This is a genomic window from Pseudomonas putida, from assembly GCF_022627325.1.
GTDB classification, from domain to species: domain Bacteria; phylum Pseudomonadota; class Gammaproteobacteria; order Pseudomonadales; family Pseudomonadaceae; genus Aquipseudomonas; species Aquipseudomonas putida_X.
In genome coordinates this window covers 1-21,386 of sequence record NZ_JAETZZ010000019.1, presented here as the reverse complement: position 1 = coordinate 21,386, position 21,386 = coordinate 1, and the positions used below count along the sequence as shown (strand labels likewise).

The 21,386-nt window shown below is 60.5% G+C and carries 20 protein-coding genes; 7 read left to right on the top strand and 13 right to left on the bottom strand.

Annotated features, from left to right (window positions below; all coding sequences use genetic code 11):
• Positions 1 to 9: 9 nt before the first annotated feature.
• A complete protein-coding gene (locus tag JNA92_RS23895) occupies positions 10 to 783 on the top strand; it encodes an enoyl-CoA hydratase (RefSeq protein ID WP_241806998.1) in 774 nt (257 codons plus the stop codon).
• A 40-nt stretch (positions 784 to 823) separates the two neighbouring features.
• On the opposite strand, the gene JNA92_RS23890 is transcribed toward JNA92_RS23895, so the two are convergent.
• On the bottom strand, positions 824 to 4,993 hold the full coding sequence (locus tag JNA92_RS23890) for a DUF6543 domain-containing protein (RefSeq protein ID WP_241806997.1): 4,170 nt from the start codon (positions 4,991 to 4,993) through the stop codon (positions 824 to 826).
• A 666-nt stretch (positions 4,994 to 5,659) separates the two neighbouring features.
• On the opposite strand from JNA92_RS23890, the gene JNA92_RS23885 reads away from it, so the two are divergent.
• The 4 genes from JNA92_RS23885 (at position 5,660) to JNA92_RS23870 (ending at position 7,621) form a co-directional block, all read left to right on the top strand.
• Positions 5,660 to 6,064: a TraR/DksA family transcriptional regulator gene (locus JNA92_RS23885; protein WP_012315289.1), complete on the top strand. Its 405-nt coding sequence runs from the start codon at positions 5,660 to 5,662 to the stop codon at positions 6,062 to 6,064.
• Between the two features lie 182 nt (positions 6,065 to 6,246).
• Positions 6,247 to 6,441 (top strand): hypothetical protein, encoded by a 195-nt coding sequence (locus JNA92_RS23880; protein WP_241806996.1) that lies wholly within the window; start codon positions 6,247 to 6,249, stop codon positions 6,439 to 6,441.
• A gap of 500 nt (positions 6,442 to 6,941) precedes the next feature.
• Positions 6,942 to 7,412 carry a hypothetical protein gene (locus JNA92_RS23875; protein WP_241806995.1) on the top strand — a complete coding sequence of 157 codons (471 nt, stop codon included), beginning with the start codon at positions 6,942 to 6,944 and terminating at the stop codon, positions 7,410 to 7,412.
• Entirely contained in the window at positions 7,409 to 7,621 is a 213-nt protein-coding gene (locus tag JNA92_RS23870) for a hypothetical protein (protein ID WP_241806994.1), read from the top strand. The genes JNA92_RS23875 and JNA92_RS23870 overlap by 4 nt, the downstream gene beginning before the upstream one ends.
• Positions 7,622 to 7,633: 12 nt before the next feature.
• On the opposite strand, the gene JNA92_RS23865 is transcribed toward JNA92_RS23870, so the two are convergent.
• The 7 genes from JNA92_RS23865 to JNA92_RS23835 form a co-directional block, all read right to left on the bottom strand.
• A complete protein-coding gene (locus JNA92_RS23865; RefSeq protein WP_241806993.1) occupies positions 7,634 to 7,999 on the bottom strand; it encodes a Na+/H+ antiporter subunit G in 366 nt (121 codons plus the stop codon).
• On the bottom strand, positions 7,996 to 8,274 hold the full coding sequence (locus tag JNA92_RS23860) for a K+/H+ antiporter subunit F (protein WP_241806992.1): 279 nt from the start codon (positions 8,272 to 8,274) through the stop codon (positions 7,996 to 7,998). Before JNA92_RS23860 ends, JNA92_RS23865 begins: the two co-directional genes overlap by 4 nt.
• Positions 8,271 to 8,759: a Na+/H+ antiporter subunit E gene (locus JNA92_RS23855; RefSeq protein WP_241806991.1), complete on the bottom strand. Its 489-nt coding sequence runs from the start codon at positions 8,757 to 8,759 to the stop codon at positions 8,271 to 8,273. The genes JNA92_RS23860 and JNA92_RS23855 overlap by 4 nt, the downstream gene beginning before the upstream one ends.
• Positions 8,756 to 10,435 (bottom strand): monovalent cation/H+ antiporter subunit D, encoded by a 1,680-nt coding sequence (locus JNA92_RS23850; protein WP_241806990.1) that lies wholly within the window; start codon positions 10,433 to 10,435, stop codon positions 8,756 to 8,758. Before JNA92_RS23850 ends, JNA92_RS23855 begins: the two co-directional genes overlap by 4 nt.
• Entirely contained in the window at positions 10,432 to 10,776 is a 345-nt protein-coding gene (locus JNA92_RS23845) for a Na+/H+ antiporter subunit C (protein WP_043213881.1), read from the bottom strand. The genes JNA92_RS23850 and JNA92_RS23845 overlap by 4 nt, the downstream gene beginning before the upstream one ends.
• A complete protein-coding gene (locus JNA92_RS23840; RefSeq protein ID WP_241806989.1) occupies positions 10,776 to 13,691 on the bottom strand; it encodes a monovalent cation/H+ antiporter subunit A in 2,916 nt (971 codons plus the stop codon). Before JNA92_RS23840 ends, JNA92_RS23845 begins: the two co-directional genes overlap by 1 nt.
• A gap of 150 nt (positions 13,692 to 13,841) precedes the next feature.
• Positions 13,842 to 14,786 (bottom strand): DMT family transporter, encoded by a 945-nt coding sequence (locus JNA92_RS23835; protein ID WP_241806988.1) that lies wholly within the window; start codon positions 14,784 to 14,786, stop codon positions 13,842 to 13,844.
• An 83-nt stretch (positions 14,787 to 14,869) separates the two neighbouring features.
• Between JNA92_RS23835 and JNA92_RS23830 the strand changes: the two genes are divergently transcribed.
• Entirely contained in the window at positions 14,870 to 15,433 is a 564-nt protein-coding gene (locus tag JNA92_RS23830; RefSeq protein WP_241806987.1) for a helix-turn-helix domain-containing protein, read from the top strand.
• Positions 15,434 to 15,459: 26 nt separating this feature from the next.
• Here the strand turns inward: JNA92_RS23830 and JNA92_RS23825 are convergent, their stop codons facing one another.
• On the bottom strand, positions 15,460 to 16,230 hold the full coding sequence (locus JNA92_RS23825) for an alpha/beta hydrolase family protein (protein ID WP_241806986.1): 771 nt from the start codon (positions 16,228 to 16,230) through the stop codon (positions 15,460 to 15,462).
• Positions 16,214 to 17,332 (bottom strand): DUF3182 family protein, encoded by a 1,119-nt coding sequence (locus JNA92_RS23820; protein WP_241806985.1) that lies wholly within the window; start codon positions 17,330 to 17,332, stop codon positions 16,214 to 16,216. Before JNA92_RS23820 ends, JNA92_RS23825 begins: the two co-directional genes overlap by 17 nt.
• Positions 17,333 to 17,546: 214 nt before the next feature.
• Here JNA92_RS23820 and JNA92_RS23815 point away from each other — a divergent pair, with 214 nt between their 5' ends.
• Positions 17,547 to 19,355, top strand: a complete 1,809-nt coding sequence (locus tag JNA92_RS23815) for an aminopeptidase P family protein (RefSeq protein ID WP_241806984.1) — start codon at positions 17,547 to 17,549, stop codon at positions 19,353 to 19,355.
• Between the two features lie 56 nt (positions 19,356 to 19,411).
• Here JNA92_RS23815 and JNA92_RS23810 read toward each other — a convergent pair whose 3' ends face one another.
• The 3 genes from JNA92_RS23810 to JNA92_RS23800 all read right to left on the bottom strand — a co-directional run.
• Positions 19,412 to 19,693 (bottom strand): hypothetical protein, encoded by a 282-nt coding sequence (locus tag JNA92_RS23810; RefSeq protein ID WP_241806983.1) that lies wholly within the window; start codon positions 19,691 to 19,693, stop codon positions 19,412 to 19,414.
• 188 nt (positions 19,694 to 19,881) lie between these two features.
• Entirely contained in the window at positions 19,882 to 20,769 is an 888-nt protein-coding gene (rhtA, locus tag JNA92_RS23805) for a threonine/homoserine exporter RhtA (protein ID WP_241806982.1), read from the bottom strand.
• A 196-nt stretch (positions 20,770 to 20,965) separates the two neighbouring features.
• Positions 20,966 to 21,386, bottom strand: a 421-nt coding sequence (locus JNA92_RS23800) for a hypothetical protein (protein WP_241806981.1), incomplete at its 5' end; no start/stop codon positions are given.

Genomic DNA, 21,386 nt, shown 5'->3' with positions numbered 1-21,386 from the left:
GCAGTCTGCATGGCATTTGAAACCATCCTGTTGGATATTCACGGTAAAGTCGGCCTGATTACCCTTAACCGGCCCCAGGCGCTCAATGCGCTCAACGCGCAGATCGTCAGTGAGATCAACCAGGCCCTGGACCAGCTCGAACGTGACCCGAATATCGGCTGCGTGGTGCTGACGGGTTCGGCCAAAGCCTTTGCCGCCGGCGCCGATATCAAGGAAATGGCCGAGCTCAAATACCCGCAGATCTACGTCGATGACCTGTTCAGCGATGCCGACCGCATTGCCAACCGCCGCAAGCCGATTATCGCTGCGGTGTCGGGTTTTGCGTTGGGCGGTGGTTGTGAGCTGGCGATGATGTGCGACTTCATCCTGGCTGGCGACAATGCAAAGTTCGGGCAGCCGGAAATCAACCTGGGCGTACTGCCGGGCATGGGCGGTACCCAGCGCCTGACCCGTGCCGTGGGCAAGGCCAAGGCCATGGAGCTGTGCCTGACGGGGCGCCTGATGGGGGCTGAGGAGGCGGAGCGGGCAGGCCTGGTTGCGCGCGTGGTGCCACAGGCCGAACTGGTCGAGGAGGCATTGAAGGTGGCTGCAACCATTGCTGGCAAGTCGATACCGGTGAGCATGATGGTCAAGGAAAGCGTCAACCGGGCCTTTGAAGTCACGCTGAGCGAAGGTGTGCGTTTCGAGCGCCGTGTGTTTCATGCCGCATTTGCCACTGAAGACCAGAAGGAAGGGATGGCGGCGTTCATTGCCAAGCGTGAGGCTCAGTTCAAGGATTGCTGAGCTGCACCGGCAGGGGCAGCGAAACTGCCCCTGCCTATGATCAGGCCTGATGGTTGAAGAAGTACCGCTTTGCCGCAGCCAGGTCGATCGGGCTGCGATGCACTTCGGTCTCATGCCCGCCTGCGTCCTTGACGACACGGCCCCGTGCGTAGCGCTGCTCAGCCGTTTTCAGGTGGCCGGCAGTATAGGCGGTTTGCTCGTCATCTCTGGCCGAATAGTGGAAGTGTGCATACCAGAGGTCGTCGCCCTGATGGCTGATGGCGTATTCCTCCAGGTAGTCATCGGCCCTGCCGGCAAGCTTGGCCAGTTCCCGCCTTGGCCCGGTCGTACGAACCTGCACCTGCTTATGCTCCAGCAGAAAGGCCAGTTCGCTCATTCGAGGCTTTTGCCGCAGCGCTACCCGCGTTCTCTGTTCCACCGCCTGCGTTGTCAGCGTTGCCGACAGGTCTTCGATTGCCTTGATGCTCAGTGCCGCATCGGCATCGTGGACGCTCTCGTCAGTCTGGTTGGCACGGGTCAAGCGCAGTTCGATGGCTGCGCGGTGGTGGTCAAGGCCTTCGCGGTGCAGCAGTAGTATCTCCTCGATCTCCACGGGCAGATAAGTATTGGCCCTGGTGCCTTGCATCAGGGCCAGGCTGCTTCTTGCGCTGGCCAGCCGCCTTTCGCTTTCCCTGAGTAGCGCCTTTAGCTTGGCTGGCGCCTGTGTGTCAGTATTATTGGGTGCAGCGCGTACCGGTACCCACTGCTCGTTGTCACGCTTGTAGCTGCGCGTGACTGAACCTTGCTCGCTGCCAGGGATGTCGACGATGCTCTCATCGTCCGCCCGCGGCTGGCCCAGCAGCAAACCATCGTCACGGGTTTCGATCAGGCCCGGCAATTGCTGGCTGAGCTGCTTCACGGAGGTGGATTGGGGCCAGTCGGGGTATTCGGCGAGTTGGCCAAGCACCTCTGCGGTCATGTCGCCGACATCGCTGAGCAGTTGTGTCAACGCCGTGGGTACTGCGGCCTCTTCGAACTGGCTTTGCAGGATGCCGGCCCGTCGTTTAGCAGTCTCCAGATGCTGCCTGATATTTTCCAGCAAGCGGTGCTTGGCCTCGTCGCTGGCATTGACCCGCTTGTTCAACTGAACCCGTTGCCCTACGGCCAGTTCGATGCTGTCCCCCGTCCGCTCGAGCCAGAAGGTTCCGGCGTCGCTCAGCGGTTCGAGCGCGATGCGGTTGATACAGTTTTCGATGCGTATGACGCGCCAGTGCAAGGGTGACCAACGGCCTCGCTGCTCTTGAAGCCCCTGCACCATGGTCAGGGTGCCGTGCAGCGAAGGGCTGGCCAGCTGGCGCAGGTTCTCAAGCCCTTGGTCGAAGGCCGTGGCGTTGTCGAACAGGTTATCGATCAGCGACGTCAGGTTGGCCAACCTTGTAGCAAGAATCCCTTGATCGGCGGGCGTCAATTGGGCTTGGTGCTCGATCATGTCCAGCAAATGGGCACGTTCAGGTTTGTACAGGCGCATCAACACTTCACGGATCTGCAAATGGCAATTGAGGTGCTGGTAGAGCGTCCCCGCCCGTTTGACTTTGTAGTCCGTCACTGGCGTCAGCTCATTGAGCTCCTGCAGGCGCTGGATATGCTCGGCAACGAACGCCTCGAACGTCTGCAGCTTTTCGAGGCAGTTACGTAATACGCGCTGGTCGTCCGACCGGCTGGCGAGTTCGCGCAGCTTTTTCATGTACGGCAACTGCTCGGTGATGCTTTTCGAATCGTTTACCACCCGTTCGATCTTCTGCCGGGTATTGTGCTTGCGTTGCGCTTGAAGACTGGCGATGCGCTTGGAGGGTGGGGTGCCACCGCGCAGCCGAAGGCGCAGGTCCAGCTGCCACCGGCCTGCCTCATCGCGCCTGAGCAAAGGGCCTGGGGATGTGTCGTTTGCGCCGCCGACAATTCGCATCTGATCCAGAACCGGGTCCAACTGCGCCTTGAACAGCATGCCCTGCACCTGCACCAGTAAGTGATCAGCCTGCACATACAAACCGCGCATCGGCCCTGTGGGGATGGGTGGGCCGAGCGTTATCGTCGATACATCTGCCTGCAGCGCGGCAAGCGCCTTGGCCTGGCCGCTGTCGAGCCTGAGTGTTGGTTGGGCCCAAGCGAAATCGAGTTGTGTCTGAGCGGGGTGGGTCAACACCATTGGGGCAGGCATCCGCTCGTGCTGTTGACCAGGGCCGAGGACGGTGGCCAGCGGATGCTCCTGCTCCAGCCGTCTCATGGCATGGTTGAAAATCAGGAATGCGACATTGACCAGCAGTTCGATCCATTGGCCTGTACGCTCCTCTGCACTGGCCTGACCCTCTGCACCGACCAGGCGGACAAAGGTGCTTTCCATCTCCACCAGCCACGTGGCCTCTGCGAGCGGGCCTTCGACAAAGGGCAATACGGTGTCGAGCAATAACCAGCCCAGCGCTTGCCAGCGCTGCCAGCGGGTTTCGGCGCTGCTTGCCGATTGCGCCTTGAAATTGCTCAACGTTTCCAGCACGCATCCTTCGTAAATGGCCCGGGCAGGGCTGAGCAGGGCGGCTTCTCGTGACAATGTGATGGGCGCAGGCCTGCCCAGTGGCACTGCCCAGTCATCCTCCAGCGGGTAGAACAGGTGCGGCTCCTTGAACCCACCATGGGCATAGATGCGGCGGTCCTCCGGGGCCAGACGTTGAAGCACGTCGTTTTGCAGATCGCCAGGCTCTGAGAGCGCCACCAGCAGCGCCATGCGGTCTGCATATTCGACCACCGGTTCGCGGTGCAGGGGCCGGTACAACAGGCACCGGGCGCTTTTGCAGGCGTCGTCCTCGATCAGCCAGGTATTGAGCGGATGATCGGCGGTCGCATCCATTGTTCGCAGCAGGCCTAGAGGGCGCACGACCCAACTGCCGTGCTCATTGGGCAAGGGCGCGAGCACCTGCTCTATGGCCGCGATTGCCGCTGGCGATGGCCGGCCCCGGGCAAGAAAACTCCCCATCACTTTGGTCGGCAACTGGGTACTCAGCTGTTTGGCGAACAGGTGCTCGCGGTGCGCGCGTGCCTGGGCATCATTGAGCAGCAACGCGCGTAAGCGCGCAGGATAGGTCGACCCGATGTCCGCTTCGGTGACGAGCGCACGCAGTGCCAGCGTGTCCAACCACGCCGGTATCGCTTGACCATCGACGCTTTCCACTACTACGCGGCCGGGTTTGAGCAGCCCCAGATTGGCGATGGCCAGTTGAGCCAAGCTGAATCTCAAGGGTTTTGTGGTCCCGCCATTGATGACTTCGCCTGGCAGTGGTATCGCTGTTTCGACGGTTTGATAATTGATCACCCGCATGGCCGCCGGGTTCAGCGTGGATTCGGGGTGGTCACGCCGGATCAGCTCGGTGAGGCGTTCGCAGGCAAAGTCATGAGCGTTAGGCACACCGTCCAGCCAGGTTTGCCCTTCGCTTTCAGAGATGCTGCGGGCGACGTCCGTCAGCATCGAACTGTAGACGATCAAGGCTTGGGGCTTGCCTGCACGCATCCAGTCCGGCAACCGATCGACCAGTGTTCGCTGGCTGGCCACGTCACTCCTGTCACACAGATGCGCCATGGACGTGAGCCGATCCAGTGTGTCGGCGAGCTGTTGGGCGCTGCTTGCGCCTTGGAACTCCAAGGCGGCCAGCTCCAGGCATTCCAGTTGTTGCTGCAGCAAGTTGGCCGCTTGGGCCTGAAATGGCGGCTGTTGGGGAATGCCCAGGCGCACGCTGGGTGGCGACATAGCGACGGAGGAGGGCCAGTGCCTGGCAATGCTTTCCTGCAGCTGTTGGCGCGACGCAAATGACAGCAATCGGCCGGTTGGCGTGAATAACAAGGTGAAGGGCGGCTGGCCTGGGGATTCAGGCCGTTCGATGAGTAGCGCACTGGCAAGATAAGGGTCGATCTGCCAGGCAGTTGAATAATCGCAGGCCAAGGTGTGTATGGAAACGCCATGGTCGCTGGTCAGGGTTGGCAGGTCATCCGCTTTGGCCGCGCTGTCAGACAATGCCTTGAGCGTGGCCGCGGCAGCCACCAGCTTGCCGTCGGCGTGTGCTTGCTCGGCGGCGCTGCGCAGCAGTGCCTGCAGGTGGTCGGCAAACCACTTCCACGGCGTTTCACCGTGGCTGTCGGCCTCGCACCAGAAGTTGACCATGGCTGTGCGATAGGCGTGCAGCAGCATTGGCCCGCAGTCATTTACCAACGTTTCAAATGCATGCAGGTCAACCGCAACAGGATTGTCGGGGTCTATGACCGGAGTGCTACAAATCACATCCTGATTAGCGGTCAGGTTCAGTGTACGCCGCTGGCAATATCGCTCCACCAAGACCTGATACAGCGGGCGCACATAGGCAACCCCCCTGATCGGGCCGAAGCTGGCGAGCCGCAGTGAAAGGGGATCGAGCTGGGTATCGAGCCCATAATCGGGCCAGTGCCTGATCAAAAGCTGTGCGGCAACTTCGAACAGGGTGGGGCGGCTGGCAAACCGCTTGGCAACGGAACAGGACGGGGTGGTGGCACGCGGGAGTCTGATGGATGATGTCATGGCTGGGGCCTGGGTGGCGTCTGTCTAGGGGCGGGGGCCCATGAAACCGCCCGGGTTATCTGCCTTGGCTTTAAAGATGTACTGCCAGTGACATCGTCCGCACGGCAACTTGCTGCCGTCAGGCGTAAACCATGTCATTTCGGTCAATTACCCCCTGATTGGTGTTGCCCCTCGCGACGTGGGGCCTTAGACTGCCGCCCCCTGCAAAAGAGTGCCGATTGGCGCTTGAAGAATTCCGTTGCCAATGCCGAGGCGTTGGCGACACCCGAATCGCCCAAATGCACATTTTTCATAGAGAAATCGATGACCAAGGAACAGTTGCTGGCCATGTCGGCCGATGACTACATGAACGCTGATCAGCTGGCCTTCTTCACTGGCCTGCTGCAGGCGATGAAAGTAGAAACCCATGAACGCATCGAGCTGAGCCGTGCCACCATCGAAAGCCTGGATACCCCGTCGGATCCTGCCGACGTGGCCTCGGTCGAAGAAGAGCGTCACTGGTTGGTAAATGCCATCGAACGTGATCAGCGTTTGCTGCCGCAGCTGGAAATGGCCTTGGGCCGTATCGCTGACGAAAGCTTCGGCTGGTGCGATGACAGTGGTGAACCGATCGGCCTGCAGCGTCTGCTGATCAGCCCGACCACCAAGTACTGCATCGAAGCCCAGGAGCGCCACGAGCAGCTCGATCGCCATCAGCGCCAGATCTGACCGAGCGTTGTGTGCCAGGCCCCACGGAGCAATCCTTGGGGCTTTTTGCGTTTGCTGGCGGGTGCGGGCTGATTCGTTGCTGCTGACGCAATACTGCTATACCAATGTTGGCTTTTTTCGGCCGGGTGTCGGCCGTATCATGGCTTTATCGTTAGGTTGCTAAGTAAGTTCCGGAGGGGATGATGAATAGCCGAGTCGATATAGCCGTGATGATTGGCTCAGGTGTGCCCGCTGCCTTGCAGGTGTTGGGCCGCCGAGTCTGCTGGGTGGTACTGGTGGACGGCGAACGTCGGGGCCCTGCGTTTGCGACACGTGATGAGGCGCGGGCGTGTCAGGTGGCCTGGCTGGAGCAGCTGGAGAAAGGCCGAGCCGCCTGACTGTGGTTCAGTTTTCGAGGCTGCGGGCCAGCTCGCAGGCATCATGGTGGCGACGCCGAAAGCCCTTTACTCTACCGGTAGCGCTTTCGGTGATGTGGAAGAACTCGATGCCGGCAGGTATCACGACGTAACGCGGTGTGAGGCGAGAATAAATGCGCTTTGCCTCTCGACGTGTTTCTGTGTTTTCGTGCATATTTCCTTCCCAGTAATGCGCTGATGGATTGCAGAGCCCGTTCTGCCGAAGGGCCTGGCGTTATCTATCGCATCTTTTCTGACGGAATAGTTGTAAGACATTACGCTTCCCGGTTGGGGAATGTGCCTAAACCCGTCCTTTGGGCGAAGTCTGGCAAGCAGGAGTAAAGATTCCTCCATGCTGTATAGCCAGAAGGCACAGACGTTATGCACATCGCTTCATTACTCTTTTCGCCTATCGAAATGAAAGGGCCGTGCCTCACCGATGGTGAGTGGGGGCGGATGTTACCGATTTGAGGATTACTTCATTGGCAGTCAGTACTCTGGATACCCACGCTTTGTTCGCCCTTGGCGATTTGCGCGGTAAGTTGGCCAAGCTGTTTCAGGGCCGTTTCGTTTATGTCACCGAGCAAAGTCCCGAAGGCCTGTATATGGCCGAAATCGACACCGAGAGTGCGTTGGTAGTCGATGACAAGCAGCGTTTGGAATTGAAGGTGGGGGATCACTTTCGTGCTGCCGTATTGCCCAGTCGTGAGGGCGGCAAGTTGGAAATGCGCTTTCGCGAGATCAAACTGAACGTCTATGGCGTCGGCGACTATGCCTTTGTCTCGGTGCCGCAAGGTGAAGGTATCGTGTTTCGTGAAGGCCAAGGCGTAATGCTGGTGTTCGCGGCTCAACAGCAAGTCCAGGAGGGCTTGGGCAAGCTGCTCAAGGCCGTTACCGGTAAGGTCGCGAAATGGCGCAAGGGTGAATTGACCACGTTCAAGGCGAGTGAATGAACGAGGCGCAAGAGGCGGATGGCGGCCGTGCCGCGTTCCATCGACAACATCAGGCCATGGCCTTGGCACAGGCAGAACGTTTGCTGGCGCGACGCGATGAGATGAAGGGGGCCTGGTTGACCTGGGTGGCGGCCCAGCTCTATCAATTAGGCCCACCTCCCTACGTCGCGATGGTGCGGCGAGCGTTGCAGCGGATCACCCAGCAATGAGCCTGCCGCACATCAATTGCCACCCTCCTGGCTATTACTGACTTCTTCGGGTACCGCTTCCCCGGCCATGCGTTTGCGAAACAGCGCCGCCCTGGCCAGTAACAGGGTAGTGACCGGTACGGTGATCGACAGTAGAACAGGGATCAACCAGGCGTGCAGTACCGGGCCTTGCTTGAGCCATGAAAAGTAGATGATCGAAGCCAAGGCAACGCACCAGGCTCCGATGGTCGAGGCCAGGGCTGGCGGGTGCATGCGCTGGAAATAATCCTTGAGGCGCAGCAGGCCAATGGCCCCGATCAGCGCGAACAGGCTGCCGAGCAGCAGCAGGGCGGCGGTAATGAGCTCGAGCCAGAGCGGTAGTTCAAGAACCTCGGTCATTCTATTACCTCGCCACGCAGCAGGAACTTGGCTAAGGCAAACGAGCCGACAAAGCCGAACAGTGCAATCAATAGTGCACCTTCAAAGTAGGTATCGCTGGCATAGCGGATCCCCAGTACCAGCATCATGAGCATGCCCAGGATGTACAGGTAGTCCAGTGCCAGTACCCGGTCCTGGGCGGAGGGGCCGCGAAACAGCCGGATCAGCGTCAGGCCCATGGCCAGGGCAAAGATGAACAAGCTGGCGAGCACTGCGTAGGCTAGCAGGCCTGTCATTGGAAAATCTCCATCAGCGGTCGTTCGTAGGCGTGTTTGAAGTGCTCGATGAAGGCGTTTTCATCCTTGAGGTCGAACACGTGCAGCAGCAGGACGCTGCGGTCCAGTGCCAGCTCTGACCAGACGGTACCGGGCACCACGGTGGTGATCATCGACAGTGCTGCCAGGCCGTGGGCATCGCGCAGGTCCAGTGGGATATGGACAAAGGCTGAGCGAGGCGGGTGTTGCCCGGCGCGCAAAACGCTGAGGGCGACTTGCAGGTTGGACTGGATGACGTCGATACCCACCCGGCCCAGCAGTTTTACGACCATCAGCGGCCTGCGCACGCGGGCGTGCTGGGGGCGCAGTGGCGCCATCAGCAGCGGCGCCAGAATGCCAAGCACGGCGGCGAGCAGCAGGTTGCCCGGGCTTACCGACAGATTCAGCAGCAGCCACAGTACGAACAGCGCGACAGACAGCAGCGGTGCGGGGAAAAGTCGGCTCATGGCTGCACCTGTGCGTCGAGCGTGGTCGGGCCGGGTATCGGCTGCGCGGCCATCACGGCCTTGATGTAGGTGTCAGGGGCCTGCAGGCTGGCAGCCGTGTCCTGGGTGTATCGTAGCAGCGGCTCGGCCCGGAAACTGAGCATGATGCACAGGCCCAGCAAAATGACGATCGGCAGGCATTCATAGTGCCGCAGTACTGGAGAGGGGCGCTCTTCAGGCTTCCAGAAACGCTGGATGCCCACGCGGCCGAAAGCGATCAGCGAGGCCATGCCAGACAGGACGAGCAGGACTACCAGCACCCAGCCGGCCGCAGACAGCGGGCGTTCGCTCGGCATTCCCAACCCCAGTGGGTTGAACAGCGCACTGATCAAGTTGAGTTTGCCGACGAAGCCAGACAGCGGTGGCATGCCGATGATCAGCAACGCACAGGCAATGAAGCTCAGGCCCAGGAACGCCATGGTCCAGGGAATGATCTGGCCGATCACTGCCTTCTGCTCATCGTCGAGGTTGATCCCTTTGGGCGGGTGCAGTGATTCCAGTGGCGAGGGCATGCTGCCTTCTTCGTCCTCCAGCGGCGGCTCGTTGGCCGAGCGAGAGCGTTCCACCAGTTCGGCGAGCAGGAACAGGGCACACAGTGCCAACGTCGAGTTGACCAGATAGAACAGGGCTGCACCCGTCAGGGCCGGCTGGGCGAAGCCGATCGCGCCCAGCAGGGTGCCTGCCGAAACCAGTATGCTCAGTGCCGCCATGCGCTCCAGTCGCTGTGCGGCAAGGATCGATACGGCTGCGATGGCAAGGGTGACCAAGCCCCCGTAGATCAGCCATTGCCCACCGAAATGCGCCGATGCACCGGCCTGGCCCGAGAACAACAGGGACCAGAGCCGCAATACAGCGTACAAGCCAACCTTGGTCATGATGGCGAACAATGCGGCGACGGGTGCGCTGGCCGAGGCATACGCCGGTACCAGCCAGAAATTCAGCGGCCAGATGCCGGCCTTCGCCAGGAAGGCTACGGCCAGGATTGCCGCGCCCGCGTGCAGCAAACCACGGTCGGCCTCGGGCACCAACGGTACTTTCAGCGCGAGGTCGGCCATGTTCAGGGTGCCGGTCACACCGTAAAGCATCGCGGCGCCAATCAGAAACAGCGAAGAAGCGAACAGGTTAATGGCGATGTAATGCAGGCCGGCGCGCACCCGCGCTCTTCCCGAACCGTGCAGCAGCAGGCCATACGAGGCCGCTAGCAGCACTTCGAAAAAGACGAACAGGTTGAACAGGTCGGCAGTCAGGAAGGCGCCATACAGGCCCATCAACTGGATCTGGAACAGTGCGTGGAAGCTGGCGCCGGCGCTGTCCCAGCGGGCGCGAGCGAACAGCAGGGCGCTGATGCCGATGACCCCGGTCAACGTCAGCATCAGCGCCGAAAGGTGATCAACCACCAGCACGATGCCAAAAGGCGCGGGCCAGTTGCCCGGCAGGTACACGCCAATCGATTCCGCCTGGCCCTGGACGCGCACCCACAACAGCAAGCTGACGGCGATGACCAGCCCGGTGAAGGTCGACAGCAGGTTGAGGCGCGCCTTGAGCAGGCGGTGCTTTTCGCCCAGTATCAGCATTACTGCGGCGGTCAGCAGCGGCAGCAGGATGGGGGCGACGATCAGTCGGCTCATCTCGCTCATTCTTCACGCTCCCGGCCATCCACGTGGTCGGTGCCGGTCAGGCCGCGAGAGGCCAGCAGCACCACCAGGAACAGGGCGGTCATGGCAAAGCTGATGACGATGGCCGTCAGAACCAGTGCCTGGGGCAGCGGGTCGGTGTAGTGCAGCAGGTCCTGGGTCACGCCTTCCTTGATGATCGGCTCCTTGCCGATGAACAGGCTGCCCATGCTGAAGATGAACAGGTTGACGCCATACGATAGCAGGCACAGGCCCATGATCACCTGGTAGGTCCGAGGGCGCAGGATAAGCCACACGCCCGATGCGGCCAGTACGCCGATGGCGACTGCAATGACTTCTTCCATCAGGCGGCTCCTGCTTGGCTGGGTTTCGACGGATTACCCGGGCGGTAGGCTCGCACCGACTGGTGGGCCAGGGCAGTGAGGATCAGCAGGGTCGAACCGACCACCACGGTGTACACGCCGACGTCGAAGAACAGCGCGCTGGCCACGTGCACATCGCCGAGCACTGGCAGGTGCAGGTGGGCGGTATGGGTGGTCAGGAACGGGTAGCCCAGCAGCATGGCGCCGCCCCCGGTCAGGGTCGCACAGAGTAGCCCGGTGCCCATCCAGCGCAGTGGGCGCAGGCTCATCTGGGCTTCGACCCATTGGGTGCCTGCGACCATGTACTGGAGGATGAATGCCACCGACATCACCAGGCCCGCGACAAAGCCGCCGCCAGGCTGGTTGTGGCCGCGCATGAACAGGTACATCGAGATCAGCAGGGCGATCGGCAGCAGCAGCCGTACCAGCACTGCAGGCACCATCATGAAGCCCAAAGCTGTGTCGGTGGCATGGCGCGGGTTGATCAGGTCGGTGACCACGTCAGGTGCAAGCTGGCGCTGCTGAGCTGGCAACTGCATGCTCTCCTTGGGTGGGCGGAAGCGGCGCAGCAGGGCGAATACGGTCAGGGCGACGGCCACCAGCACGGTGATCTCGCCCAGTGTGTCGAAGCCGCGGAAGTCAACCAGCATCACGTTGACCACATTGGTACCGCCACCTTGTGGCAAGGCCCGGCTCAGATAGAACGAAGAAATGTCGTTCGGCGTGGGTCGTGTCAGCATGGCGTAGGACAGCAGCGCCATGCCACCGCCGACCAGGATCGCCAGCAGCAGGTCGCGCAGGCGGCGCATGCGGGCGCGGTCGAGGCTCCCGGGCAGCGGCGAGACACCTTCGATACGCCGCGGCAACCAGCGCAGGCCAAGCAGGATCAGTACCGTGGTGACCACCTCGACGACCAGTTGGGTCAGTGCCAGGTCAGGTGCGGAGAACCAGACGAAGGTGATGCAGGTCATGAGGCCGCAGACGCCGACCATGATCAAGGCCGCCAAGCGGTGATACTTGGCTTGGTAGGCAGCGCCGATGGCGCATGCGATAGCGATCACCCAGAGGGCGACGAACACACCTGACCCCGGGATTTTCGGGCGGTCACCCCAACTCAGGCCGCTGTACAGCATGGGTGTGAGCCCCGCGAGGAAGGCGGCGAGCACCAGCATGAACAGCTGCGCTTGCAGGCGGCGAGTGGTCAGCAGCCCCTCGATGCGCCTGGCGAGTAACATCAGGTGCACCTGGCCGTGCTCGAACAGGCGCTTGCCATTGAACCGCTCGATCAGGGGTGGATACGGGAAGCGCCCACGGCGCAACTGCTTGCGCAACAGCAGGTACAGCACGATACCGCCGCTCATGGCCACCAGGCTCATGATCAGCGGGGCATTCCAGCCGTGCCAGATGGCCAGGCTGTACTCGGGCAGCGTACCACCCACCACCGGAAGGGCTGCAGCGGCCAGCAAGGGGCCGACCGACTGGGCAGGGAAAATGCCCACCACCAGGCAGGTGAGAACCAGCAGTTCGACGGGTGCGCGCATCCAGCGAGGCGGTTCGTGAGGTGTGTGAGGCAGGTCTTGGGCGGCAGGGCCAAAGAATACGTCGACGGTGAAGCGCAAGGCGTAGGCCACGCTGAAGGTGCCGGCCAGGGTCGCTATCACTGGCAGCGTGGCCTCGACCCAGGCCGTGGAGCTGATGAACACAGTTTCGGCGAAGAACATTTCCTTGGACAGGAAGCCGTTCATCAATGGCACGCCGGCCATCGAGGCGCTGGCCACCATCGCCAGGGTCGCGGTGTACGGCACCAGCCGGATCAGCCCGCTGAGGCGGCGGATGTCGCGGGTGCCGCTTTCGTGGTCGATGATCCCGGCGGCCATGAACAGCGAAGCCTTGAACGTGGCATGGTTGAGTATGTGAAACACGGCGGCCACTGCCGCGAGTGGGCTGTTCAAGCCCAATAGCAGCGTGATCAGGCCCAGGTGGCTGATGGTCGAATACGCCAGCAGGCCCTTGAGATCATTCTGAAACATCGCTGCGAAAGCACCCAGCAGCAAGGTTATGGCCCCCGCGCCACCGACGATCCAGAACCACTCTTCGGTGCCCGAAAGCACCGGCCACAGCCGTGCCAGCAAGAACACCCCGGCCTTCACCATGGTCGCTGAGTGCAGATAAGCTGAAACCGGGGTGGGTGCGGCCATGGCATGAGGTAGCCAGAACTGGAAGGGGAACTGCGCGCTCTTGCTCAATGCGCCGACCAGGATCAGCGGCAGCAGCACTGGATACAGCGCGTGCTGGCGAATGGTCTCACCAGCAGCCAGCACTTTGTCCAGGTCATAGCTGCCCACCACATGGCCCAGCAACAAGGCGCCGACCAACAGGCACAGGCCGCCGGCACCGGTCACCATCAACGCCATATAAGCGCCGCGTCGGGCGTCGGCGCGGTGGTGCCAGTAGCCGATCAGCAGGAACGAGAACAGGCTGGTCAGTTCCCAGAAAAACACCAGCTGGATCAGGTTGCCCGAGATTACCAGGCCGAGCATGGCGCCCATGAACGCCAGAAAGAAGGCAAAAAAGCGTGGTACCGGGTCTTGTGGCGACATGTAGTAGCGCGCATACAGCGACACCAGGGTGCCTATGCCCAACACCAGCAACGAGAACAGCCAGGCAAAGCCATCCATGCGCAGGACCAGGTTCAGGCCCAGGCTTGGCAACCAGAGGAACTCCTCGCGGATCACACCGCCGTGGGCAACCTGGGGGTATAGCAGTGCTACCTGAACGGTACCGACCAGGGCCACCAGCCCAGCCAGGATGGATTCGGCGTTACGTGCGTTGTGCGGCAGCACAGCTGCCAGGCAACTGCCCACGAACGGCAGAAGCAGTAGCACTATCAAGGACATAGCGTTCTATTCTGGAAAGGTTTGTCAAGGATCATACGTGCCGAGCGGTTGATCACCAACACGCAAGCTGTCGCAGAATCATACAAACAAGGTGTGACAGGCGGTTTTTTTATAACAGTTTCTTACAGAGCATAGCTGTTGTTCGCTGTTTTACAGGCCGCCTTCGCGTTCGCCCTCCAGCTCGAGCGCTTCGCTGGCTGGGCGATGGCGTCGAACGTTGAGTTCGCTCACCACCACGGCGATGACGATCAGCAGCCCGCCCAGCAAGGCCACCCCGGGCAGGCGCTCGCCGGCGAGGCGGCCGACGATCCCGGCCCACACCGGCTCGCCGGCGTAGATCAGGGTAGCGCGGGTAGGCGATACTGATTTTTGCGCCCAGTTCATCGCCACCTGGATCACGGCACTCATGGCGCCCAGGCCCAGTGCGCTGAGCAGCAACAGCCAGGAAAAGTCGGGGATGGGCTCCTGCGTCGGTACGATCATCAGGAACGAGAGCAGCGAGGCGGTGGCCAGTTGCACAACGGTGACGCGGCGCACATCGACCTGTCCGGCATACCGGCTGATCAGAATGATCTCGGCGGCGATGGCCACGGCACTCACCAATGTCACCACTTCACCCTCGCTGAAATGCAGGGACCCGCCCTCGGGGCCAGCGAGCAGCATCAGGCCGAGGAACGCCAGGCAGATACCCAGGCTTGGCATCAGCCCTGGACGGCGGCCAAGCACTAGCCATTGCAACAGCGGTACGAAGGGAACATACAGCGCAGTAATAAAGGCCGACTGGCTGCTGCTGATGGTCTGCAGGCCCATGGTTTGCAAACCATAACCCAGCATGATGGTCGCCCCGATCAGCACGCCAGCCTTTATTTCGGTGAATGTCAGCCCAGGCAGCGCGCGTACCGAGACGAGCCCCACGAACAAGGCCGCTGCAGCAAACCTCAGGCCGACGAAGAACATCGGGCCACTCACGGTCATGACGTTGTGCACCAGCAAGAAGGTGCCGCCCCACAGCATGGTGATGAACACCAGTACCACCTCAGCTTTGCTCAGGCGCAAGGAGACGGTGGTTTGCTGAGGGATGATCGGTTGGCTCATGGTCTTGCTTACTCTGAAGGGGCAGCGCACAATCGCCGCAAAGTGGGCAGTATACTGCGCAACCGGTTAAAGTGAGCAATATAGTGCACAGAGATTCCGCGCACCGTGCTTCGGTGCTGCAGCATGTGAGCCTCAACGTTCGTGGCCTGCGCAATACAGCGGGGATGAGCCAGAGTGCCTTGGCCGAACGCTCAGGTGTCAGCCGGCGCATGCTGGTGGCGATCGAGGCCGGTGAAAAGAATGTCAGCCTGACTACGCTCGACCTGATAGCCGAAGCGTTGGGGGTCGCCTTCAGTCGGCTGATCCAGGCGCCCGACCAGCGCGATACCAGCCGCATCGACGAGCTGGCCTGGGCCGGTGAGCATCCCCAGAGCAAAGCGGTGCTCCTGGCCAGCAGCGCCGCGCGGCGAGAGGTGGAGATCTGGGAGTGGACTCTGGCACCCGGTGAGTGCTACACCAGCGAGGCCGATGCCGAGGGCTGGAGCGAACAGATTTACGTGGCCGAAGGGCAACTGACCCTGATCATTGAGCAGACCGAACACTGCCTGCACGTGGGGCAGTTTCATGTGTTTCCCAGTAACTGCCTCTATGCCTACCGCAACGATGGTGACGTGCCGACGCGTTTCGTACGCAATGTGGTGATTTGAACGGTCAGTTTTTCACAAGGCCATCCTCAGGCATACCAGGGGGCGTAGTGGGGATAACGGTCCAGGCGTGCACCCGTCACCATCTCGCTGACCCACGAAGCGAGGATCGAGCTGTAGGCTTTTTGGCTTTCTTCACTCGATAGTGCGTGGTCGGCACCATCGACTATGCGGTGGGTCAGTGAATGGGCGCTGATGAAGGCCGAGCGATAGCTCATCAGCGTGGTGTGCGGCACATAGTCATCCTGTTCAGATTCCACCAGCAGCACGTCACCCGCGAACTGTGCGCAAGCGGCCAGTGCACGATTGTCACTGGGGCCAAGCAGGCGTTGGCGGTAGGCATTCAGGCGTTGACGGTCCAGCGTTTGTTTGGGCGTGTCCCATTCCTCGTCCCAGTACAATGCCGGTACGCGTAGGGCCAGCCATTTCACTGGCCGTTGCAGTGTCAGCAGGGGGGCCAGATAACCACCGTAGCTGCTGCCAATGACGGCTATGGCGCTGCTGTCTACGGCGGGATGGCTGACCAGGCGATCGTAAGCTGCCAGCAAGTCTTTGAGATTCTGTTCGCGGGTTACGGTGAGGCGCTGGCTTTCGGTTTTTTCGTGACCGCGCAGGTCAAAGGTCATGCAGACACAACCCAAGCCGGTGATATGCCGGGCCCGAGCAAGGTCGCGTTGCTGGCTGCCGCCCCAACCATGTACGAAAAGGATGCCGGGCATTTTGCTGCCGGGGCTGACCAGAGTGCCGCTAATGCTTTCATCCTCGACCTGCAGCTCGATGGTTTCACTCTGAATGGCCATGCTCGCGAATCCGCGCGTATTTGCAGAATTGTCCGAGTTCACTGTCGTTTCCTTGATAGAAGAGGGTGGCGTCAGTGGGAAGGTTGGGCGTGCCGAATATTTCGTGGGTGGAGGCACGCACCCGTTGCAGTGCCGGGTCATCGGCAAAGGCTTGTAGGGCCAGTAGCTCTGCGCTGCTGGCGCCGCCCAGGCGCCAGGATTGTTCGAGCACGCCACTGCGCATATGGCCCTCATGGTTTTTGCCGCGGGCGATGTCGTAGTTGCGCCGGGAGGCGATGAAGCCTGGAAAGTGCTGCTCGGCTGCATGCTCATAGGTCAGGGCCTGGTTGACGGCAAGGCGCAGGTGGTCCTCCAGCGGCAGTTGCAACAAGGCATGGTAGTCGCCGCGCACCACCACCAGATCGGAACCTCCGTAAACCTCCGTGCCTTGGTGGTCCAGGGTCAGTTGCTGGGTGCCGAAGTAGCTGCAGCTCAGGCCGGCGACACGCACTTGGCCGACGCTGAAGGTTTCGACTTCACTGAGGTCCTCCTCCAGCACAAGCCCCCACAGTGCCAGGTCCTGATCGTCGATGTTGGCCAGTAAAGGCTCCAGTTCATCCAGTTCAACGATCACCTGTTGGCCGCGCCCCGCGCGAGCCAGCACAGGTTTGAGCCGCACTGCGCGATCACGCAGTAGTAGCTGCGCGGCTCGTCGGGCATCGGCTTTGCTGAATACGGTGTAACCGCACAGCAGCGCATCGCTGGCCTGGCGGCCGAAGTCGTCAGTCCAGCCTATGGGGAAGGTGGCATTGGCAGGCAAAGGATGGGAGATCGCCTTGGTTGCCATGTAAGGGTGGCTGACCAAGCCACCGAACAGGTCATGTTCAGTGTGGATGCCCAGGTGGGCATAGCGTTGCGGGTCGATGAGGGTTTCTGTGGGGAGGTAGTAATAGCGGTCGGCCGCTTTGGGGGGCTTGTCTGGGGGCACTCGCGTGCATCCGAGAAGCTCGGCCAGGCCCTCAGCCAGCTTCAGGTGCACTGTGTGTTCGTGCTCTGGAGTGTGCTCGCGAGTATCGAGGAGGACGACCCCCGCTTTTGATTCGCAGGTGCTGGGCATGGGCATCAGCCTGTCTGCAATGAATGTACTGCTTGTGAAGCCCGGGGTTAGGGGAAGTTCATGTGGAAGCGATCGGTGGTTCGTGAAGGCTCCTATTGCTTTCATTCTTGCGCGCGCAGGGATGGCTTGCAGGCCGGGAGTCGGTCGTCGAGATTGCAGGGTGAGGTTGGCTGTTCCATTATCGTGCCTCTGGATCAATCGAGATACCGCAGGAGTGCGAATGAACGTTCAAACCACCCGTGAGCAGAGTGTGTCCGAGCGCCTGATGCGCGTGCGCGAGGTAATGGCCAGGGATGGGATTGATGCCCTGCTGGTGCCCTCTGCCGACCCGCACCTTTCTGAGTACCTACCGGGCTACTGGCAGGGGCGGCGGTGGCTGTCGGGCTTCGATGGCTCGGTGGGTACGTTGGTTGTCACTGCGGATTTCGCCGGCGTGTGGGCCGATAGCCGTTACTGGGAACAAGCCCTCAAGGAGCTGGCAGGTAGCGGCATCGAACTCATGAAGCTGCTGCCGGGTAAGCCGGGTGCTTTGGAGTGGCTGGGCGACAATGTCCGGGCCGAAGGCGCAGTGGCCGTGGACGGGGCGGTCATGGCCCTGGCGTCTGCGCGTCAGCTCGAGGAGCGTCTCAAGGGCAGGGACATTCGCTTGGTAACCCATCAGGATTTGCTGGCCGAAGTTTGGGAAGGGCGCCCTGCGCTGCCTGGTAACCCGGTGTATCAGCACCTGCCGCCTCACGCCACTGTCAGTCGGTCGCAAAAACTTGCCCAGTTGCGCCGCACCATGGAAGAGAAGGGCGCAGACTGGCACTTCATCGCGACCCTGGATGACATCGCCTGGTTGTTCAATTTGCGTGGTAGTGATGTCTCCTACAACCCGGTATTCGTTTCCTTCGCATTGATCAGCCAACAGCAGGCCACTTTGTTCGTCGGTGCTGGAAAGGTTGATGAGCATTTGCGCCAAGTACTGGAAGCCGATGGTATCGAGGTGCGTGATTATTCGCAGGTTGGCGAGGCGCTGTCAGCGATACCTGCCGGCGGCCGGCTTTGGGTCGACCCTGCGCGCGTGACGTGTGGCCTGCTCAAGAACCTGGGCCCGCAGGTGTCGCTGATTGAGGGGTTGAACCCGACGACGTTGAGCAAATCACGCAAGGGTGAAGAGGAACTGGTGCACATCCGCCGCGTCATGGAGCAGGATGGCGCAGCTTTGTGCGAGTTCTTCGCTTGGTTTGAAGCGAGTCAGGGAAAGGAGGCCATCACCGAACTGACCATCGATGAGAAATTGAGTGCTGCCCGTGCACGGCGCCCCGATTTTGTCTCGCTGAGCTTCTCTACCATTGCTGCCTTCAACGCCAATGGTGCAATGCCCCATTACCGTGCCACGGAGCAGTCTCACGCGGTCATTGAAGGTAACGGTTTGCTGCTGATCGACTCGGGAGGTCAGTACCTGGGGGGCACCACCGACATCACGCGGATGATGCCGGTCGGCACGCCAAGCATTGAGCAGAAACAAGATTGCACCCGGGTGCTCAAGGGCATGATCGCTCTGTCACGCGCCACGTTCCCGCGCGGTATTCTGTCGCCACTGCTCGATGCGATCGCGAGGGCACCGATTTGGGCGGATCAGGTCGACTATGGCCATGGCACTGGCCACGGTGTCGGCTATTTCATGAATGTGCATGAAGGGCCGCAGGTCATTGCGTATCAGGCTGCAACCACACCGCAGACCGCCATGCAGGAGGGGATGATCAGCTCCATCGAGCCTGGGACCTATCGCCCTGGGGCTTGGGGTGTGCGCATCGAGAACCTGGTGGTCAACCGTGCATCGGGCAAAAGCGCGTTCGGGGATTTCCTCAATTTCGAGACCCTGACGTTATGCCCTATCGATACGCGTTGCCTGCTCACCGAGTCCCTCACCCAGGATGAACTTGCCTGGCTCAACGGCTACCACGCGACGGTCCGCGAGCGCCTTGCTCCGCTGCTGTCAGGCGATGGGTTGGCTTGGCTTGAGGCGCGAACAGCGGCTTTGTAAGCAGCCGATTTGGGCAGTGAATAGAAGAAGGGCAGCTCACGAGCTGCCCTTTCTGTTCACTTGCAGATAACGATCATGCTGCGGCTGGTATAACCGGCGGGGTTGATGCCGAAGAGGTAATCACCCGGCTCCTCGTCGGTGTCTCCAGAGCGGGCGATGACCTTGTAACCGCGTGTGCTGCAAGCCGTGGCGGCCTTGCTATAGCACTTGTCCCAGGACGAGGAGAGGCCGGAGCAGTTTATGTGCAGGCCCTTCTTCCCTCTTTTGACCTCGGTCTTGGCCGTCGCGGCACATCCGGCAATGGCCAAGACGGCCAGGATGAGCAAAATACGTTTCATTCCTGTCCTTAAATGCAGGGTTGATCAGTTGTCTGACCCTGTCGTTATCGCTTCGGTTCTTCCTGAATAGTCTTTGGCATCCGTGTTCATGCAAGTAGATAGCGTAGAGATTATGGTTCTGTGACAGCTTAATCAGCAGGGCTGCTCGCTACAATGGTCAATTCCGGGCCAATGAAAATATTTCTCAACTAATCGGCCGCTACCGGGGGCTTGGCGTCGCGGCGCATGGACAGCGTGGCGCCCACTGACGCGGCAATGATGGCGAGAATGGCCAGCCACTGGGTCAAGCTCAGCAGCTCACCGAGGAACAATAAGCCGGAAAGGGCGCCAATGGCGGGTTCTATGCTCATCAGCGTGCCGAAAGTGCGTGCCGGCATGCGGGTCAGGGCGACCATTTCCAGGCTATAGGGGAGGGCAGTCGAGAGTATTGCAACGCCTAGGGCCAGCGGGATGAGGGCAGGTGTCAACAGTGCGGTGCCTGCATGAGCGATGCCGATCGGGGCAACGAATATCGCTGCGACCACTACACCCAGTGCTGCACTCTGAATCCCATGTTCTGCTCCGGCGCGTTGGCCAAACAGAATGTACAGGGCCCAGCACACGCCGGCACCCAGTGCATAGACGGCGCCCGTGAGGTCGAGGGGCTGGCCGCCATGGCCGACTGGGATCAGCAGCAGCAGGCCGCTGACTGCCAGCGCAATCCACAGGAAATCAACGGCGCGCCGCGATGCGAAAAGCGCCACGGCCAATGGGCCGGTGAACTCCAGGGCTACAGCGATGCCCAGTGGTGTTGTCTGCAGTGCCATATAGAAGAGGAAATTCATCCCGCCCAAGGCCATGCCATAGATGATCACATTACGGAGTGTCTGTGTGGTCATCCGTACGCGCCAGGGGCGCAGAATCAGCAGCATGATGATGCTGGCGAATATCAGGCGCAGTGTTGTGGTGCCTTGTGCGCCAATGATGGGGAACATGCTTTTGGCCAGAGATGCACCGGACTGAATCGATGCCATGGCGATAAGCAGCAGGCCTATAGGAAAAAGCGTAGGGGCCAGGCTGCGGGGCTGGGTGTTCATTTGTGCTCGGCATTCCTTCAGATGAGGGCTAGGTGTGCAATATAGTGCGCAAATGCAAGGGGGTGGTGCAAGGTGCCCTGAAAAACACTTATTTGGCAAAATGGGTGTGATTTGAAATAACTCCTTGACGCCTTCCCGAATCCCCTTATAATGCGCCCCACTTCCAGCGTGGTCGGAACGAGAAACTCCTTGAAATTCAAGAGTTGCTTAATCCAGGTAGTGCTAGAGGTGCTTCGGTCATCTGATCGATAGCGGTTGAAATGGTGGTTGACAGCGCTTCTAAACGCTGTATTATTCGCCTCCCGCTACGAGAGGTCGAAGCGAGCCAAGTGTTTGAAGCTAAACGAGTTTCTCGCAAAAACTTCAAAATAAACGCTTGACAGGCTCTGAGGAAAGCGTAGAATGCGCGCCTCGGTTGAGACGAAGCGCTCTTAACCAAACGCTCTTTAACAAATCGAATCAAGCAATTCGTGTGGGTGCTTGTGAGTATGGACTGATAGTCAAAAAGATTATCAGCATCACAAGTGACCATGCGAGAAATCACATAGTCATTTGAGATTGCTGAGCCAAGTTTAGGGTTTCTTAAAAACCCAAGCAGTATTGAACTGAAGAGTTTG

What these genes read in the sequence shown, in the direction of transcription:
- JNA92_RS23895 (WP_241806998.1), top strand. Translation starts at nt 10, where the DNA reads ATGGCATTTGAAACCATCCTGTTGGATATTCACGGTAAAGTCGGCCTG.
- JNA92_RS23890 (WP_241806997.1), bottom strand. Translation starts at nt 4,993, where the DNA reads ATGCTGCTGCACGCCTATCGCACAGCCATGGTCAACTTCTGGTGCGAG.
- JNA92_RS23885 (WP_012315289.1), top strand. Translation starts at nt 5,660, where the DNA reads ATGACCAAGGAACAGTTGCTGGCCATGTCGGCCGATGACTACATGAAC.
- JNA92_RS23880 (WP_241806996.1), top strand. Translation starts at nt 6,247, where the DNA reads ATGAATAGCCGAGTCGATATAGCCGTGATGATTGGCTCAGGTGTGCCC.
- JNA92_RS23870 (WP_241806994.1), top strand. Translation starts at nt 7,409, where the DNA reads ATGAACGAGGCGCAAGAGGCGGATGGCGGCCGTGCCGCGTTCCATCGA.
- JNA92_RS23865 (WP_241806993.1), bottom strand. Translation starts at nt 7,999, where the DNA reads ATGACCGAGGTTCTTGAACTACCGCTCTGGCTCGAGCTCATTACCGCC.
- JNA92_RS23860 (WP_241806992.1), bottom strand. Translation starts at nt 8,274, where the DNA reads ATGACAGGCCTGCTAGCCTACGCAGTGCTCGCCAGCTTGTTCATCTTT.
- JNA92_RS23855 (WP_241806991.1), bottom strand. Translation starts at nt 8,759, where the DNA reads ATGAGCCGACTTTTCCCCGCACCGCTGCTGTCTGTCGCGCTGTTCGTA.
- JNA92_RS23850 (WP_241806990.1), bottom strand. Translation starts at nt 10,435, where the DNA reads ATGAGCGAGATGAGCCGACTGATCGTCGCCCCCATCCTGCTGCCGCTG.
- JNA92_RS23845 (WP_043213881.1), bottom strand. Translation starts at nt 10,776, where the DNA reads ATGGAAGAAGTCATTGCAGTCGCCATCGGCGTACTGGCCGCATCGGGC.
- JNA92_RS23840 (WP_241806989.1), bottom strand. Translation starts at nt 13,691, where the DNA reads ATGTCCTTGATAGTGCTACTGCTTCTGCCGTTCGTGGGCAGTTGCCTG.
- JNA92_RS23835 (WP_241806988.1), bottom strand. Translation starts at nt 14,786, where the DNA reads ATGAGCCAACCGATCATCCCTCAGCAAACCACCGTCTCCTTGCGCCTG.
- JNA92_RS23825 (WP_241806986.1), bottom strand. Translation starts at nt 16,230, where the DNA reads ATGGCCATTCAGAGTGAAACCATCGAGCTGCAGGTCGAGGATGAAAGC.
- JNA92_RS23820 (WP_241806985.1), bottom strand. Translation starts at nt 17,332, where the DNA reads ATGCCCATGCCCAGCACCTGCGAATCAAAAGCGGGGGTCGTCCTCCTC.
- JNA92_RS23815 (WP_241806984.1), top strand. Translation starts at nt 17,547, where the DNA reads ATGAACGTTCAAACCACCCGTGAGCAGAGTGTGTCCGAGCGCCTGATG.
- JNA92_RS23810 (WP_241806983.1), bottom strand. Translation starts at nt 19,693, where the DNA reads ATGAAACGTATTTTGCTCATCCTGGCCGTCTTGGCCATTGCCGGATGT.
- rhtA (WP_241806982.1), bottom strand. Translation starts at nt 20,769, where the DNA reads ATGAACACCCAGCCCCGCAGCCTGGCCCCTACGCTTTTTCCTATAGGC.